Here is a 17957-nt window from a genome sequence, read left to right as displayed (position 1 = left end):
AATTTAGCCTTATTCAAGTTTCTAGTTGTAGGAACGAAAGACTCACTATACTACTTCCTTCACCCATTATCATTGCTTTTTGGATTGTGGTTCGTTACTCTTAGTGGCAAACACCTGTAGCTGGATTTTTACCAGCTAGATAGGAACTATGCCTGGCACACTAAGAGAAATGGTCATAAACCATTTATTTAAAGGGCCTAAGACCATTTTTTAGCTTCTGAGGTGTCAAAGACGGGATTATAGCACTAAATAGAGCCATTCTCTCAATAAACATTGACTTTTCTCGTTACTTCACACACTTAATTCACTTTAAAAGAAAAAATTGATACCTACGAAAGAATTGATTAACCTTTCTTCAAAACGAGACCACTGAAAATTATTAAAGTACAATAAAATCGATGATCATAAAAAAACTTGGTCATAAATAAGCTTAAATTGTGTAAAATTGGTTGCATTGGTAATATAGTAATCAAAGGTAGGTTTCTATTTCTTATTATAACCAGGGGGTATTATGAAAAAAAGAAAAATATTAAATAGGATGAGTTTTACACTGATTTTGCTAATCATGTTTACTACAAACGTGAGTGCTTATATTGGACCCAATTGGGCATCTTCAAAAGAAAGTTCTCCTATTGGACTTTACTATGACGGTTATGTTCAAGTTTCTCCAGGATACCGATATAATTCTCAAAAAGAGTACAGTCGTGGATAGATAAGATATTATGAAGGTTCAGTAGGAACACATGATACAGGAAAACTATATAATAATACATATAGAGGATCAGGCATTTATTCAAGATCCTACAGGTATTGGGATAGCCTAAACCCATGGGCTCCACGAACCCAGTTTAGATATGGATTTGAATATAGATCAATCAATTCCCGATAGGTCTAGTTTTTAATGTGTTGGTAATCAATTAATATAAAGAATATGGAAAAGATTCTACCCTAATAATGTAAGGAGATATTTATGAAAATAAAGACTTTTGTCTTGTCATTTCTTTATTCAGCAACAACGTTTATTTTAGTTGTCTATATTTCTGTATCATATAACTATAATCGCATAAATCGGTTCGGATTGAGAGAGAATGTAAAAAAAATTAACGTAACATCTCTTGCTCCTACTGATCTAGACAATAGAGTTGATAATAAACGCAATACAGACGTTGTTCCAACAAACAAAAACGAGCATAATTTATGTTCCTAACGACTCAAATGGAATTGAGGTTATGGTAATCAATAGAGGAATCGAGGATGTTTTCAAAGGCGTTATGTCAAGCAGTGCTGACTTTTTATTAACTTCAAACAATACCTTTTTCTCAAGAAATATTGAACAGTATGGATTCGATCGGAGTCAATTTACGGGGGAATTCATGAAAAATGAGCGCCTAAACTTTGATTATATTGCGAACTATGAAGGATTTGGAACCACAGTTGAAGGGTTGTATTATCTTGAAACTGACTGCAAAGAATGTTCAGAAGAATGGGAACACGTCTTTCCACAAGAAATCTATGATGTATCAAGCATGCCCGTCAATCGGAGTTTCATTAATGTTGTAATTAACAATCCAGCTATAAATATAATGCTTATTTCATATCTTATTATCAGTATGATTGTTTACATGTTCATCAAGCATCATCTCATTTTGGATCGAAGAAGAATTGCAGTCAATAGATTATATGGAGGTCATAGGGGATCCATTACGTTGATGTACCTTAAATCTTTATTAAAGATCGAGTTTGGTTCTGTGGTGGTCGCTGGATTGGTTCTCATGCCAATCATGAACCCTTTGTTTATTACAGAAAAAGTACCCGGTATTGGTCTAATAAGTACACTTATATCATTAACCATCTTGTTTATCACAACGTCCGTTTCTGTTTATTTAAACACAAAATCTGGAGGTGGTACAGCATGGAAATGATCAAATTAGTCGGTAAGGATTTAGCGAAAGTGAAATCACTTGCACTCAGTTTCATTGTTCAATTACTGATATCATTGTTCTGTCTCATATTAGTTACCAATCAATTTCATAGTGGACTTTCGACGCTAATACTGCTTAATACAGTGAAACAAAACAACATTATTGGGATACGGACTCAGAACAAATCAAATGTCATCGAATTAGGTGATGAACAACAATTGACAGATGGGCTTATTTCTATTTTAGAAGGTTATAAAGCGTATTCGTGGTATTCAACCCATGAGAACGCATATATAAAAATTCACTTCTTCGGTGATTTCATGAGTCGAGAAAACCAAAGGAATGATGAAGATATGATTCTTTATGGTAAAAACATTAGTAGAAATATACTTGAGACTACGATGCGTGAATATAAAATAAATGAAAATAATGTATTTAAAGAACAAGCGTATTTTGATAGCAGAAACGGAAGTGTAGACCTTCAAAATTCGATTGTGATTGTTAGCAGTGATGCACATTCAATAAGCAACTTAACATATGATGAAAACCAGCAAATCCTAAACAATTTGCACCTATATGATAGTGATGAAGACCACGTCGTCCAAGCAATTGGACTTTTAGACAATGATAAAATGACAATTTATCCACACTATGTCAATGAATCGTCACCATTTGTACAAACGTTTATGAATGACTTAGTGTTGTTTATATTCTTTGCACTCGTCTTCGTTTTTGTATTGATAAACCTAACCTTGATTTTAAATGACATTGTTAGAACAAATTTAAGAGAATACTCAATTAGCATGCTCTATGGCGCAACCAACACGCAAATTATCGTTAGAATTGAACTGCTTGTCTTATTCATGTATTTAATTCCTGCACTTCTATTAACGACCGTAATTATGAGTGTTGTGCCAGACGGTATTTCACCAGCATATTTCTATGGTGCATTAGCAATTGGTCAAGTTATAGTCACAGTTCCACTAATTAAAACACTGTTCAACTCAGAAATATCAAGTCTATTAAGGAGTGATTTCAAATGAAAATAGTCGAAACAAAACAGATTCGAAAAGAATATAATGATGGTGAAAGTGTACTTGTAGCACTCGATGATCTAGACTTTTCCATAGAAGCGTCTGAAATCGTTGCAATTATAGGACCATCGGGTTGCGGGAAAACAACACTGGTCAATATCCTTGGGTTAATTTTGGATGCGACTCGTGGAACTGTCATAATTGATGGGCGGAATACAACTGAATTGAGCGAAAAAGAAAAAGCAACACTTAGAAATTCATTTTTTGGTTACTTAACACAAGATTTCTCTTTAATTGAAAACGATTCAGTATTTGATAACATACGAATTCCACTCATGTACTCAGCGCAAAAGATTGGAAAAAAAGAACAGAGAACTCGAGTGGAAAAGTATCTGAGCCAATTAAGTTTAGAAAGTATTATCGACAAAAAAGTTAAAAATTTATCAGGAGGTCAACGACAAAGAGTTGCGCTCATAAGAGCAATCATAAATGAACCTAGGGTTGTGATTGCTGACGAACCCACTGGATCCTTAGACTCTGAAACTTCAAAAGATATTTTCAGTCTTCTTAAAGGACTTGTGAACGAAGGTATTTCTGTTCTAATGGTCACGCATAATGTTGAGCTCGCAAACCAGTGTGATCGGATTATTGAGATGCTCGATGGAACTATTAAACCTGAACAGGGTGTAACAAGGTAGTGGAAGTTGAGCATACAGGGAAGAACCACTCATCGCGAGAGGTTCTTTTTTCCATTCTCACAACAGAAACATTCGTAACGCCATCACTAGGTTTATTACAATTGATATTTGATGTGAAACAAGAAGCTTTAAAAGCTTTGAAATCATTATATATTGAACAATTAGCAAACAAGAAGGTAGAAAATCTTTCAGGGGGACAAAAACAGCGGGTTGCGATAGCAAGGGCAATTGTAACTAAACCATCAGTTCTTTTGGCTGATGAGCCTACTGGAGCATTGGACTCAAAGACTTCTTTAGAGATTATCGGGGTGATTAAGTCATTAAATCAACAAGGAATGACTTCAATAATAGTAACGCATGACATCAATGTTGCAAACGAGTGCCGAAAGATAGTGAATATAGAAGATGGGAAAAATGTAGACTTATGAACTGCTCAATCTATAAATAAGAATTCTCGAAAAAATATAAATCCCATATCAAGCGAATTTGAAAATGTCTCGATAATTTTTAAACATAACCACAGGATTAAGCATGATCTCTGTGCTTCATTGTTTGGGCGGTACAAAATAACTTAGGATAAGACCTAGTTACAGCTATAAAAATAATGGGGTAATGATTACCCCAAAGAAGTTTGGAGGACACTTTCGGGTGTCCTTTTCAAACATCAGATTGAACGATACGATAAGTTGCATCATCATCTTTAATCATTCATAACCTCTTGATTTACTGTCTTGGGTTTACGTTTACCTTTTGGACTTCGGTTTGTTTATCAACCTCATCCCCCATTTAGCCTTATATCAAGTTTCTTTTCGTAGGCTCAAATGACTCACTACCCCACTTCTTTCACCCCATCATCACTGATTTCGACTTGTGATTCGTTACACTTGACGGTAAATAACTTTGACTGGACTTGCACCAGCTAGATAGATGCCATGCCTGGCACACTAAGAAAAAACCCTCAGCAAATAATGCTAAGGGTTTGTTATTTTCACATGGTGACCTGTACGGGATTCGAACCCGTGAATGCATGCGTGAAAGGCATGTGTGTTGACCGCTTCACCAACAGGCCATGTTGTAATAATGAGCAAATGGCGCCTGAAGTAGGACTCGAACCTACGACCCACTGGTTAACAGCCAGTTGCTCTGCCGACTGAGCTATTCAGGCAAGTGCTTATAAAATATAACATACAAACTATAAGTGGTCAAGCAATTTTTAAAAAGTTTCTTAAAATAAATTTCCAATAGAAAAGAGGGCCGAAACCCTCCCTACTATTCTCCACGTCTCCACGCTATAAATACATCTTTAAGCTTTAGTTTATTTCCATAATTGAGTGAACCATATCGGTAGATATATATTGATATCATTGCAATAAATGCGGTAGTTCCAACAATTGTTAATAAAGATAACAGCAGCTCAATAACATTCACTGATGTTAGCAAATACCGAATTGGCATTGTGAACAAGGATGTAAAGGGTATATATGAGCTTATCTTTACAAAGCCAGCATCTGGAAGATTCATTGACATTGCCGCAACAAAATACGCGATAACAAATACAAACGTTACAGGTTGAACTGCACTGTTCACATCTTCAACCTTAGACACGAGTGAACCCAGTGCTGCATAGATAAACAAGTATAAAATGTACCCAAAGATTGAGAATACTAAGAACACAAGAATTGCATCCCAACTCATATTCCCACCAATAAGACTCATAATGCTTTCAGGTATATACTCATGATTCAAAAAGACTCCTAATGCTGTGATTCCAACAATCGAAAGGAATTGGACAATACCAACAATCCCTGCTGAAAATACTTTTCCTAAAATAAGCACGCGGGGTTGTGTACTTGTGATTAATAACTCCATTGTCCGGTTGTCTTTTTCTCGTGCTACGGATGTTGAAACATTTGCACCATATAACAGAATCAAGAAATACGTCACAAAGATAAAGATATAGACGAAGATTAGTCCTTGGGTTCCATCTGTTCCCAACGCAATTTGGTTTGTTTGAATTGGAATGCTTAATGCATCAGTAACAACATTTGGATCGACATTATTTTGTTCCAAGAACAAATTAAAGTTTACAGTCTGTGTGATTGTATAAGCGACACTATTACCCATATTGGCTAATGAAGTATCGAATAAATAGGATGTAAAGTTTGTTGCTGAGTGAAATACAATCCCTTCGTCGATTGTACGATCAATGACTGCAGCTTTAAGCTCTTCTTCACTTGTAAAGATTTGCGCATTCTTTATAAAATCAACAAAAAGCAGGCGGTCTGCTTCGTTTTCAAAGAGCAGTCCAAATGTATCATCAAAGACTACTTCAAACTGACCTTCAGATTCACCACTTTCAGAATCAAAAATACCGGATGCAAATCGTGGTACAAAGGTGATTCCAAAGGCAACGACTGCAATCACAAGTGTTGATATAATCACACTCTTTTTAAAGAGCAAGCTTTTTAATTCAAAATTAAATACTACATTAAATCGTTTCATATTATCGCCCTACCTCATTCACAAATATATCCTGTAATGTCGGCTCATAATCGCCAACAGTATGTATATCAACACCTTCATTAATTAAGGTTTGAATAAGATCAGTCTTTGTTTGGTTATCCAACAAGGCTACCACAATATGCTTCCCATCAAGAGACACATCGTAGCCTTTGGCTGTAAATGATTCAGAAAGTTCTTGAAGCGAATAATTATTCGCGCTCACAAATACCTTGTTTAGTCCTAAATCACGCTTGATTGACTTTAAATCACCTTCTAGGACAATTTCACCGAAGTTAATAATCGCAATCCGATCACAGAATGTCTCAACATAGCTCATTTGATGACTTGAAAAAATCACGAAACGATTCTCACTCACATACTCTACCAAAGCATCTTGAAACACTTTAGAGTTTACTGGGTCTAGACCACTAAACGGTTCGTCTAAAATCAAAATATCGGGTTCATTCAAAAAGGCTTGAGTAATTTGAACCTTTTGTTGGTTCCCTTTTGAAAGTGTCTCTAGTTTACGATCTAAGTATTGGTCGATTTCAAACCGATGTGCCCATTTCATCGCGGAAGCCTCTGCATCATGTTTACTTGCCCCTCTTAACATCGCAAAGTACACCAATTGGTCTTTAATTTTTGCCTTTGAATACATGCCACGTTCTTCAGGCAAATATCCTATCTTATAATTTTCCAAATTAAATGGTGTTCCATCAATTAAAATTTCGCCACTATTTGCTCTAAAGACATCCATAAGAATTCGAATTGATGTTGTCTTTCCGGCACCATTTCGACCCAAATAACCAAAGACTTCACCACTATTTACAGTAAATGATACATCTTTAAGTACATGGAAATCTCCAAAGTATTTATTTATTCCTTTGAATTCTAGTTTCATACCCTACCTCCTTAATGTATTATAACACTAGTACAATTACTATTCAATTTATTAATACCATTCTAAATTTTTTATATTATTTTCGATTTCTTGTAAATTACATCGTCTTAACATGACACTTCTTAGGAAATCACAAGAAGCTCTTCCAAACCTTAACAACCTGCTAGCCTCAAGAATACGTTTGCGTTTCGATGAAACATGAACTGAGCATCATCGTCTTTTTGAGTATGGCTTGAATCGCTAATACTCATGAAAGTCCACTTTGATATAGATGATGCTTATTTATTATATGTTATAGACGATGTATAAAGGTCCATTAATGACCTTTCCCCAGCACTAATTGTCGTCACTTCATCGAAATACACCATCACATCCCAAAATCAAAGAACTCTACAACATGACAGATTAGGAACATAATGATTTAAATTATCTACCATGAACCCTAAAGGATATCCTTTGTAAATATGGGTTCGACCTCTATCTATGCATCCAACAAGAGCGCTTTCTATTTACCTATAATCTGAAAGTGAATCTCAATCCAAATGTATGGTTCGCTATGAAATCAGCAACCCAATAAACCCTTTTTTGTCCAACAAAAAAATTGCAGTGTATTCCTCAACTTAATAAGGATACACCGCAACATCGTTGTAGTGAGATTGCATCATGAATCATTACTTTAAAGTTTCTCATGATGCGCATCTACAATTTCTTTTGTAATATTAGGACCGGGTGTTTGTCGAATTGGAATGATAAACACGAGGGCTAAAAGAATACTGGTTTGAACTGCGTAGATTGCGATATCAAAAATTGAATACACCAAGGTTGCACTTAAGATTCCAAGGGCTAATGGCATGTCCAATGGATGAGCATCGCGCGTATAACGATATACAATCTCAATTAGATAGGCACCACCGATTATAGATCCAAATAAACCAAAGTTAATTAAGGTGTCTAAAAAGATATTGTGAGCATCCGAATAGTTGAAATGAAGGGCATAGGTGAAGAATCCTTCGCCAAAAAAAGGATTTACACGAATCTGGGCAATCGCATCATCCCAGATATGATAGCGAATTGGTGCATGATTTTCTAACTCCATAAAGCGCGGGAATAAATCTGGATTCACAAGAATAAAAATAGCGACCAAACTTCCAATAAAGACTAAAAGTTTTAATTGCGTCCACCGTTCTTGGGCAACTAAAATTATGATAATCCCTAAAGCAAGTGCCAATAAGATTGAGCGTGTTTGTGTTAAAAGAAGTGCATAAGAATTAATCATGAACGCTCCCATATAGAATGCGGCTTCTTTATACCGCTTGAATGCAATCTGCAACTCAATTTGGTTGAAGATAATCAACAATACTAGAAGCAAAATAAAGGCATAGAGATTTGGGTTATCAAACGTAGAATAGGCACGATAATACCCATCTCTAAATTGAGGTAAGTGCCCTCTTGCGATAATCGTATCAAGGATGTCTGTTACTGGTTTAGCCCATTCTGGATTCATATTCACAAAGTTAAAGAAGAAATTGATGATGGATGCGACTGTAATATGATATTGCATCAAGTTATAGCGTGAGGGCGTCATGATACGCCTAAAGTGAGTAATCATCACATACAACATAAAGACATAGACAACTGTTATAATTCCTTGCGTATTGTTTGCATTTACCGCAATAACAAACGCATACGCTAAAAAGAGCCATAAAAATGACCACTTGAATTTATGATTCTTGATGTAATCATATAACCAGTATATTACAAACAACACAAGACTTGGCAAAAATACAAAGTCAGGCATAAAGAGCAATAAAATAAACACTGGTAATTCAAAGCGCTCTAAATAAGAGGCTCTTTTTTCCACGCTCATACCTCCCTTGGGTACAATAGAAAAGAAAGCGAGATTTTACTCGCCACTTTCCCCACTGTTAGTTTCCGCATTGTTTGATTCAGAGTCTTGATTTGCTTCGTCATCAATTTGTCTGAAGTAATCTACAATTTCTTGAGACAATGGTGTTGTAAGTACTTGAGCGGAAGGCTCTTCCATGTTCGAAGACTTCCAGTAAAGCACATAAATATAATCCGGTTTAGACTCTTCAGTCACTTCCTTTTGATTATAAACATGGATTTCAAGATCATATTGCTTCTTCGTATCTTGAATCGTAAAGTATACTTCTGGGTCTAATGTTTCGGTTACCTTAGCATACGCATTGGTTGCGGTAGTTTTAAGTGTCTCCTCGCTTGCATCCGGTGCTAATACATAAATCCGCAGCGTTGCAGTTTTCAATTCCGCGAAAGCTGCGTCAACACCATCCAGTGCCGTAATATTTGACACAATTGTATTTATTTCTGATTGTTGGATGGCCGGATTTAAATCATTTTCAAATCGATTGCCACTAACAGGTGCCCCTGATCCACGTGTTGCAGTCAATGCTACATATCCTAAAAATAATACCGGGATTGCGATTATGACCGCACTCACGATAAGAACATAATAAGACCAATCCTTTTTCTTACCTTTTGATTTCTTTTTTGTTGTACTTTTTGTATTCACTTTTTTACTCATGAAAAGGTCCTCCCTTTTGCACTCTCAATTTTAACGTATTCGTCATCGTTTCGCAAGTTCACTCACTACAAGCTTATTCGTGACTTGTGGATTTGCTTGGCCTTTAGACAACTTCATTACTTGACCCATTACGAATTTTTGAGCACGATCCAAGCCATTTTTGTAATCTTCAACTGCTTGTGGGTTTGCATCCAAGACTTCTTGAATCCATCCCAAGAGAATTGCTTCATCAGAAACTTGAACCATCCCCTTTTTCTTAATGATCTCCTTAGGACCCAATCCTTTTTGCATTTCCACAAAAACGTCTTTGGCTTGTTTTGAGGAAATAGTTTTAGATTCGATTGCATCCAAGAATTCCACAAAATGTTTTGGTGTAATCCAGCTATCTAAGGTTTGTTCACCCTTATGATCCACTACCGCCAACAAATCTTGGGTAATCCAATTAACCGCTAATTTATAGGATGAGGTCAAGACTGATATTTGATCAAAATAATCTGCCAATTCCTTATTACGTGTCAGTACATCCGCATCATATTCACTTAACCCACAGGTCTCAATATAACGTGTAATGCGTTCTGAAGGAAGTTCATACCATGGCTCTTCAAACATTTCTTGAGGAATACGGATTGGTGTAATATTTGGTTCTGTAAAATATCGATAGTCCACAGCCGTCTCTTTTAAGCGCATGGATTGTGTTGTTTGTGTTTTTTCGTCAAAACGACGCGTTTCACTCACAACCTTTTCACCACGATTCAGCACTTCTTCCTGACGTTTCAACTCATATTCAAGCGCCTTTTGAACATTACTAATCGAATTAAGGTTCTTTACTTCTACTTTCGTACCAAACGCTTCAACTCCTATAGGACGAATGGATACATTCACATCACAACGTAATGATCCATCAGACATACGTCCATCAGATACACCTAAATATACAACAAGCATGCGAATGCCTTCAACATAAGCTGCTGCTTCTTCGGGTGTTCTAAAATCTGCTTCGGTTACAATTTCAACAAGCGGCGTTCCAGCGCGGTTAAAGTCAATGAGTGTTTTATCCCCTTCATGAAATTGTTTTGCTGTATCTTCTTCAAGGTGAAGTCGATTAATACGAATTGTTTTTAATGTATCACCTACATAAATATCAAACACTCCATTCTTACCAATTGGATGTTCTTGTTGTGTAATTTGATATCCTTTTGGAAGATCTGAATAGTAGTAGTTCTTGCGATCAAAGGTCAATACAGGGTCAATCTCACATTTGAGTGCTTTACATAAACGCACACCAAATTGGACTGCCTTTTTGTTTACTTGTGGTAAGGTTCCAGGGTAAGCCAAATCAATCTCATTAATTGCGGTATTTGGTCTTCCTCCAAATGAAAGCGGAGCTCCTGAGAACATTTTTGTTTCAGTTTTTAATTCACAGTGGATTTCAATTCCAACAACAGCTTCATAGTTCATCCTTAAAGTCTCCTTCCCAACCAATGATTGATTCAAATTGATGTGCATAAGCAAACAAGGTTTGTTCATCAAAAGCCTTTGCACTCACATTAATTCCAAATGGCATTCCATCTACTTTTCCAATCGGTTGTGTAAGACTTGGGAATCCTGTAAAGTTATTAATAATCATATGATTTTCTGCAATTAAGTTTTGGTCTGAAAGCTCATCGACTTCAGATCCACTGATTAGTGGTGCAACAGTTGAAGTTGCAAGACACACCATGACATCTACATCTGATATCATTGCGGAATAGGCATCAACAATCAAGCGACGAATCCGTTTTGCTTTATTGAATATTTCTTCTTGATTCGCATCATCAAGTCCAAAGGCACCAAAGATAAAGCGTTTCTTAATGTTTGTACTGAATCCATTCGTACGTGTATTCGTCATAAGCGCTTCTAATGAATCGCCTTCTTGAGTCAGCCCAAAACGAAGCCCATCAAGGTTTGCATGATTTGCAACAGCCTCACAGGTAGAGATTGTGTAATACACAGGTAAGATGGTGACGAGAAGTTCACGACTCATGTGCTTTTCAATAAGAATCGCACCTTTTTCTTCAAGGTCTTTTTTAAATGATTCAAATAACGCTAATGCTTGTGGATCTGTGATTGCATCCATTACATCTTTGAAGATTCCAATACGTTTACCTTGCAAATCCATATCGAGAAGTTTTGAGTATTCGGGTACAGATTCAAATGATGAGGTCATATCGCGATCATCACGGCCTGCAAGAACCTCCAAAGTTTGAGCTGCATCTTCAATTGTGTTCACAAAATAACCCACATGATCCAATGAAGAAGCATACGGTATCACACCATAACGAGAAATACGACCGTAGGTTGGTTTAACACCGATTGTTCCACAATATGCCGCTGGTTTTCTCACACTATCACCGGTATCAGATCCCAAAGCAAGGCGCACTAGGTGTTTCCCTGCAAGTGCTGCAGAACCCCCTGAAGACCCACCTGAGATGCGGTCATAATCATATGGATTATGAACCGGACCTGTTAGCGCACTTAAATTGGTTCCACCCATTCCAAGTTCATCCATCGATGTTTTCACCACTAAATCAGCACCAGAGAGCTTCAACAATTGTACAACATGAGAATCGTAAATTGATGTGTAATTCGACAACAAATTACAACTTGCGGTCGTTAAGGTCCCTTTCATATTAAAATTATCTTTAAGTGCAACAGACCAGCCTTTTAGTGGGCCTGTTGGGAGGGGTTCAAAATTATCAATATACGATACAACCGCATTCAAGGATGCATCGTGTTCTTTTATCTTGGATATTACTGCTTCACTCATTTCTCAATCACCTTCACAATCTCAATGTAATCACCTTGCGTTTTAGGTGCATTCTCAAACATCACTTCTTGTGATAGAACGTGGGTTACCACATCCTCACGCAACCAATTTGTTTCAACTTCAAAAGGATAGGACATCATGGCTACATTATCGGTATCCACATCCTGTATTGCTTCCAACTGAGCCATAAAGATTTCACTTTCTTTAAGAATAAAAGCGCGCTCTTCGTCAGAGATTGTAAGCATTAAATCTTCACACAAACTATCTATTTGTTCATTCGTAAATCGCTTCATGTTTATCCTCCTGTTATTGTAAAACCGTCATTGTAGGTTTTGAATTCGGTTGTTTTGATATCACAACACGCGTTGTCTGGTACACAGACACACTCACTGTAATTGGCACTTTTAAGCCATCAAAAGTTTCAATCAATTGAGATAAGTACTGGCTTACACCATACAACTCAGTAAAGGTCTTAGCACCGGTTCTTACACTGATATCAAGGGATAAGATCTGATTATCCACAACAAACACCTTACCAATTACACCCACATTTTCTTCACTCATAAACGTTGATACCTTTGTTTTAAGTGTTGAAAATTGACTTGTGATTTCAGGGAACAGCTCAGATGCACTTGAAGAACTCAGTAACATCCATTGTTCATGATTTCGTGTAAACGTCGTTGTACTTCCTGTTGATAAAGCATCACCAATATAATATCCAGGCAAGGTATTATCTGGCAGTTTATCTGAAAAGCTTTCTTGAACATAAATCGCAATATAAATTGGAATATCATTCATATTCTCTAATGTACGCATATATGCACTGAGTTGAAGCCCAATAGAGCGTCCAATTTCAAATAAAGTATCATCGGATAATTGTACGGTTGCGCCCGTTTGCTCATCTGTAGTATAAACACGATCCATGACCATCGCAATACTTACGCCATCAATTTGAGATGCATCATTGGTTTTATGGAAATTGATTTCGTATAAGTCCCTTACAAACACAGGGCGTTTCAAAATACTTCCATCCACTTCAATCCCATTTTCATATAACGTATTCAACCCGTTTGGATTGTCTTCTGTTTTATACTGCATCAGCGATAAATAGCGTTCTTCATCTAACACAGATCCTTCTGATAACTTATAGGTATTAATACTAAAATGCGCTTTGGACTTGTCAATTAAGCGTCGCCCAATCTCCATAACATCCACTTCACGGTATACATCCGCATGTTGCTTACGAATGCTACTTGCAACAAAAGGCGACAACATATCGTAGTCCCCCTCATTGACCTTAGTCACAACTTCTGATTGTGTTTGCTCATTATCTGGTGTTTCATTCTCTTTTTGAGAACACCCAACCAGTAATACCGCAACTAATAGTATCGATAATAATTTTTTCATGACGTAACCTCCTGGATAAATCGTGCCTCATCCCATGTTTCAACATTGAGACTTTGAGCTTTCACAAGCTTTGAACCCGCACTTTCTCCATATACTACAACATCTGTCTTACTGCTCACACTGCCACTCACACTACCACCCATCGATTCAATCAATGCTTGGGCTTGCTTGCGATCATATTGAGCCATTGTTCCAGTTAAGACAAATTTTAGACCTGCGAATTTATTGGACGTTGTTTTATCCTGGTACTCCATATTTAAACCCGCGTCCTTTAATGCTTGAATTAACAGATGATTGTGGTCATCTTCAAAGAATGATACCACAGATTGGGCGATTACGTCACCTATATCGTTCAATTCCATTAAATCTTCAAAGCGCGCTTGCATCAGTGTATCCATCGTTTTCGCATACATTGCAAGAACATGTGCTGTTTTTTCACCAACATGGCGAATTCCTAAACCAAAAATTAACTTTTCTAATGAATTCGATTTGCTATCTTCAATTGCACTGAGTAATTTTGTTGCAGATTTCTTGCCCATTTTATCCAAAATAATAAGACGATCTACCTTTTCATAGAGTGTATAGATTTCAGGGATTGTATTGATGAGTCCAGCGCTGTGTAATTGTTCAACACGACGCTCTCCTAAGGTATCGATGTTCATCGCATCGCGTGATGCAAAATGACTGAGAGATTGCACAATCTGCGCAGGGCAATCGGCATTCACGCAATAAGTATCTGCCTCATCACCAAAACGCATTGCATTCCCACCACATACTGGACACACTTTAGGGAAATCATACGATACACAGGCTTCTGTTCGTTTGGTGATATCCACTTGAACAATCTCAGGAATAATCTCCCCTGCTTTTCGTACGAGTACGGTATCATGCACGCGAATATCTTTGCGTGTTATATAGTCCTGATTATGCAGTGTTGCATATTGAACCACTGATCCAGATATTTCGACAGGTTTAAGACGTGCATTGGGCGTCATTTTCCCGGTTCGACCCACTGTAATAAAAATATCCTCCACTACACTTTCAACTTCTTGCGCTTTAAACTTATACGCAATCGCAAATCGTGGAATACGGACTGTGAATCCCAGGGCTTCTTGAATATCAAATTCATTCACCTTAATCACTACACCATCAATTTCATAGTCAAGGTCATACCTAAAGGTTTCAATTTCATGAATGCGCGCAATGACGTCATCCATCGTATCACAAACACGAATCTCTGGATTGACTTTAAATCCTAGGCTCTTGAGTGTCTTAAGCGCTTCATATTGAGACGTTACGCCAAAGTTTTGTGCATCAACAAGTGTATACCAAAATGCATCTAAGCCCCGTCCAGCTACAACTTTTGAATCCAACTGACGAATGGTCCCTGACGCTGCATTGCGTGGATTCGCAAAGACTTGTTCGTGTGCCTCTTGACGGCGCTCATTCACGCGTGTAAATGAAGCAATTGGCATAAACACTTCACCACGTAAGGTAAGGGTTTCTGTTTGATTGAGTGAGAGTGGTACAGAGTTAATCACCCGTACATTTGAGGTTACATCTTCACCCACTGAACCATCCCCACGTGTCACGGCTTGGACATATTGACCCTCATCATAATCCAGGGACATTGCCAGACCATCTATTTTTAATTCCACAACATAGCTTACCTGTGGAAACTGATTTCGAATTCGTCGATCAAAAGCTCTTAAATCTTCCTCATTAAATGCATTTCCCAAAGAATACATTGCATGCTTATGGGTTACCTTATGAAATCGATCTAAAACAACTCCCCCAACTTTTTGTGTAATTGAGTTTTGATCATAGTACTCTGGATACTGTGCTTCAAGCTCCAACAATTCTTGATACAATGCATCATATGCAACATCAGATATCGTGGGTGCATCCAACACATGATACTCTGTGTTGTAACGCTGTAATAATTGTCGTAGTTCTTGTAGTCGATCTAAACTCATGTTAAGACTCCTTTTAATCGTATCCCTGCAAACATTCTGGATATGGTCTTGGTCCCAAAGGGAAACTTAAACGCAATTTTAACCGTATCCTCATCAATACTAATCACAATCCCTTCACCAAACTCATCATGCACAATTAAATCACCCGGTCGATAATTGTTCTTTGCACGGGTAATCAGTTCACTTTGACGGGTTTCAAACTGAGGTGTGCTTTGACGTGGTGCAGCCCGTTTTGTCTCATGGACAAGGCTTGGATTTTCCATTTCTTTAATAAACCGAGACGGTCGATTTCCCCGTCCCATGACATAACTAAATCCTTGATTACTGGATAAAAACAACCGTTTTTTGGCACGGGTTACTGCCACATACGCTAAACGACGTTCTTCTTGTATTCCCTCTTTCCCTTCAATAACACTGGTACGATTAGGAAATACATCATCATTGAGTCCCATAATAAAAACAGTATCAAACTCCAGTCCTTTTGCTGCATGGACGGTCATTAAACGCACAAACTCACCCTCAAGTACAGAGTCTTTATCACCATATAACGATACCATCTGCACATAACTTTCAAGCGAAGCACTTGGGTTTGATTCTTGAAAAGAGATGGCATCTCCCATCAATTCCTTAATGCTTTCTAAACGCTCAATTTCTTCATCTTTTTCATACATCTTGCGAAGCCCACTGTCCTCAAGAATGCGTTGCATCAGACGGTCAATTGAAGGATAGAGGATATAATACGCTCTTAAATCTTCAATCAATCGCACAAACCCTGCGATATTTGCCTTAGCTTCACCAATTGCCTCCAAATAACACATATGTTCATACATCGTACGCCCATTTTCTTTTGCTTCATCCGCAATCTTATTCAATGTTTTTTCCCCTATCTTACGACGTGGGGTTACGATACTGCGACGCAGCGCTAAATCATCACCATGGGTAATCATCCGTAAGTAACTCATCATATCTTTAATCTCAGCACGATCATAGAATCGGAGTCCACCATACACAACATAGGGAATCCCCATATTAACCAAGGTCTTTTCAATGCTTCGAGACAAATAGTTCGAACGGTATAACACCGCCATATCCAAATAAGAATGCCCTTCTTCATGAAGCATCCGCATTTTCTTCGCAATCCAATAACTTTCCATTTCTTCATCATCCTGATGACCATAGATTACCGGTTCATCCGACTCAAAGTTCGCAATTAAATCTTTTTTCACGCGATTTGTATTCCAATTAATTAACTGATTCGCACAATCCAAAATCTTTTGTGTTGAACGATAATTTTGATTCAGCGTAATCGTTATGGAATCGGGATAGTGCTTGTTAAAACCAACAATAAAATCCATGTTCGCACCACGCCATGTATAGATGGTTTGATCTGGATCCCCGACGACATATAACTCATTCTCATCACCCACAAGTGAGTCAATAATACTATATTGAATGTGATCAACGTCTTGAAACTCATCCACTAAAATGACATTAAACCGGCGTTGCCACCGTTGTTTGACTGTTTCGTTTGTTTTAAACAAATGATTCACCTGCAGCAATAAATCGTCAAAATCCAACGCAAACATTTCCTTAAGCTGTGTTTGATAAAACTCATACACCTTGGCCATGCATCCATCTTCATAAGACCCATAGGACATCGCATGGGCTTGATCGGGAGAAATCCCCGCTACTTTATTATTTGAAATATATCCCAACACGCGACCATACTTCAATGCTTTTCGCTCATAACCAAATTGACGGTACGCTTCTTTTAAGATGGACTGTTGGTCTGTAGAATCCAGAATTGTAAAGTTTCGCACTAGGCCTAATGCTTCAAACTCTTCACGAATAATACGCACGCATAATGCATGAATCGTAGAGGTATTTACACCGGATTCATCCTTCAACATATCTTGAAGGCGTGCCTTCATTTCATTGGCCGCTTTGTTTGTAAATGTAATCGCACATATTTTACGTGGACTTATACCAACAGTTTTCACCAAATGTACTATACGCGTCGTTAAAACACGCGTCTTGCCACTTCCCGCCCCAGCAATTACGCGCACATGTTTATACGGCGTTAAAACCGCTTCTTTTTGTTGTTCATTAAGACCGTTAATATATTCCACTTTTATCACCGATTCTATT

15 protein-coding genes and 2 tRNA genes are annotated in these 17957 nt (G+C 37.5%); 5 read left to right on the top strand and 12 right to left on the bottom strand.

Annotated elements, in window-relative coordinates; genetic code table 11:
• Positions 1 to 511: 511 nt before the first annotated feature.
• The 5 genes from AOC36_RS01205 to AOC36_RS01180 all read left to right on the top strand — a co-directional run bounded on the left by AOC36_RS01205 (position 512) and on the right by AOC36_RS01180 (position 4082).
• A complete protein-coding gene (locus tag AOC36_RS01205) occupies positions 512 to 712 on the top strand; it encodes a hypothetical protein (protein ID WP_067630258.1) in 201 nt (66 codons plus the stop codon).
• Positions 713 to 1142: 430 nt separating this feature from the next.
• Positions 1143 to 1922: a hypothetical protein gene (locus tag AOC36_RS01195; RefSeq protein ID WP_198401187.1), complete on the top strand. Its 780-nt coding sequence runs from the start codon at positions 1143 to 1145 to the stop codon at positions 1920 to 1922.
• Positions 1913 to 2965 (top strand): hypothetical protein, encoded by a 1053-nt coding sequence (locus AOC36_RS01190; protein WP_067630249.1) that lies wholly within the window; start codon positions 1913 to 1915, stop codon positions 2963 to 2965. The genes AOC36_RS01195 and AOC36_RS01190 overlap by 10 nt, the downstream gene beginning before the upstream one ends.
• On the top strand, positions 2962 to 3654 hold the full coding sequence (locus tag AOC36_RS01185) for an ABC transporter ATP-binding protein (protein WP_067630247.1): 693 nt from the start codon (positions 2962 to 2964) through the stop codon (positions 3652 to 3654). Before AOC36_RS01190 ends, AOC36_RS01185 begins: the two co-directional genes overlap by 4 nt.
• A complete protein-coding gene (locus tag AOC36_RS01180) occupies positions 3654 to 4082 on the top strand; it encodes an ATP-binding cassette domain-containing protein (protein WP_067630245.1) in 429 nt (142 codons plus the stop codon). Before AOC36_RS01185 ends, AOC36_RS01180 begins: the two co-directional genes overlap by 1 nt.
• Positions 4083 to 4647: 565 nt before the next feature.
• Here the strand turns inward: AOC36_RS01180 and AOC36_RS01175 are convergent.
• The 12 genes from AOC36_RS01175 to AOC36_RS01120 form a co-directional block, all read right to left on the bottom strand.
• Positions 4648 to 4723, bottom strand: a tRNA-Glu gene (locus AOC36_RS01175).
• Positions 4724 to 4743: 20 nt separating this feature from the next.
• Positions 4744 to 4819, bottom strand: a tRNA-Asn gene (locus AOC36_RS01170).
• A 104-nt stretch (positions 4820 to 4923) separates the two neighbouring features.
• On the bottom strand, positions 4924 to 6156 hold the full coding sequence (locus tag AOC36_RS01165) for an ABC transporter permease (protein WP_067630243.1): 1233 nt from the start codon (positions 6154 to 6156) through the stop codon (positions 4924 to 4926).
• A gap of 1 nt (position 6157) precedes the next feature.
• Positions 6158 to 7057 carry an ABC transporter ATP-binding protein gene (locus AOC36_RS01160; protein ID WP_067630241.1) on the bottom strand — a complete coding sequence of 300 codons (900 nt, stop codon included), beginning with the start codon at positions 7055 to 7057 and terminating at the stop codon, positions 6158 to 6160.
• Positions 7058 to 7733: 676 nt separating this feature from the next.
• The gene (locus tag AOC36_RS01155) at positions 7734 to 8918 is read right to left on the bottom strand and encodes an O-antigen ligase family protein (protein WP_067630239.1); all 1185 of its coding nucleotides are present in this window, start codon (positions 8916 to 8918) and stop codon (positions 7734 to 7736) included.
• Positions 8919 to 8960: 42 nt separating this feature from the next.
• Positions 8961 to 9620: a hypothetical protein gene (locus AOC36_RS01150; RefSeq protein ID WP_067630237.1), complete on the bottom strand. Its 660-nt coding sequence runs from the start codon at positions 9618 to 9620 to the stop codon at positions 8961 to 8963.
• 42 nt (positions 9621 to 9662) lie between these two features.
• Positions 9663 to 11078, bottom strand: coding sequence for an Asp-tRNA(Asn)/Glu-tRNA(Gln) amidotransferase subunit GatB (gene gatB, locus AOC36_RS01145; RefSeq protein ID WP_067630235.1), 1416 nt, complete (start codon positions 11076 to 11078; stop codon positions 9663 to 9665).
• Positions 11068 to 12426 carry an amidase family protein gene (locus AOC36_RS01140; protein ID WP_067630231.1) on the bottom strand — a complete coding sequence of 453 codons (1359 nt, stop codon included), beginning with the start codon at positions 12424 to 12426 and terminating at the stop codon, positions 11068 to 11070. The genes gatB and AOC36_RS01140 overlap by 11 nt, the downstream gene beginning before the upstream one ends.
• Positions 12423 to 12719 (bottom strand): Asp-tRNA(Asn)/Glu-tRNA(Gln) amidotransferase subunit GatC, encoded by a 297-nt coding sequence (gene gatC, locus AOC36_RS01135; RefSeq protein WP_067630228.1) that lies wholly within the window; start codon positions 12717 to 12719, stop codon positions 12423 to 12425. The genes AOC36_RS01140 and gatC overlap by 4 nt, the downstream gene beginning before the upstream one ends.
• Positions 12720 to 12732: 13 nt before the next feature.
• Positions 12733 to 13833: a CamS family sex pheromone protein gene (locus tag AOC36_RS01130; protein WP_067630225.1), complete on the bottom strand. Its 1101-nt coding sequence runs from the start codon at positions 13831 to 13833 to the stop codon at positions 12733 to 12735.
• On the bottom strand, positions 13830 to 15809 hold the full coding sequence (ligA, locus tag AOC36_RS01125) for an NAD-dependent DNA ligase LigA (RefSeq protein ID WP_067630222.1): 1980 nt from the start codon (positions 15807 to 15809) through the stop codon (positions 13830 to 13832). Before ligA ends, AOC36_RS01130 begins: the two co-directional genes overlap by 4 nt.
• Positions 15806 to 17938 carry an ATP-dependent helicase gene (locus AOC36_RS01120; RefSeq protein ID WP_067630219.1) on the bottom strand — a complete coding sequence of 711 codons (2133 nt, stop codon included), beginning with the start codon at positions 17936 to 17938 and terminating at the stop codon, positions 15806 to 15808. Before AOC36_RS01120 ends, ligA begins: the two co-directional genes overlap by 4 nt.
• Between the last annotated feature and the right edge of the window lie 19 nt (positions 17939 to 17957).

The organism is Erysipelothrix larvae (assembly GCF_001545095.1).
Lineage (GTDB): Bacteria > Bacillota_I > Bacilli_A > Erysipelotrichales > Erysipelotrichaceae > Erysipelothrix > Erysipelothrix larvae.
Note: the sequence above shows the minus strand (reverse complement) of the source record. Positions and strands in the feature narration are given on the sequence as shown.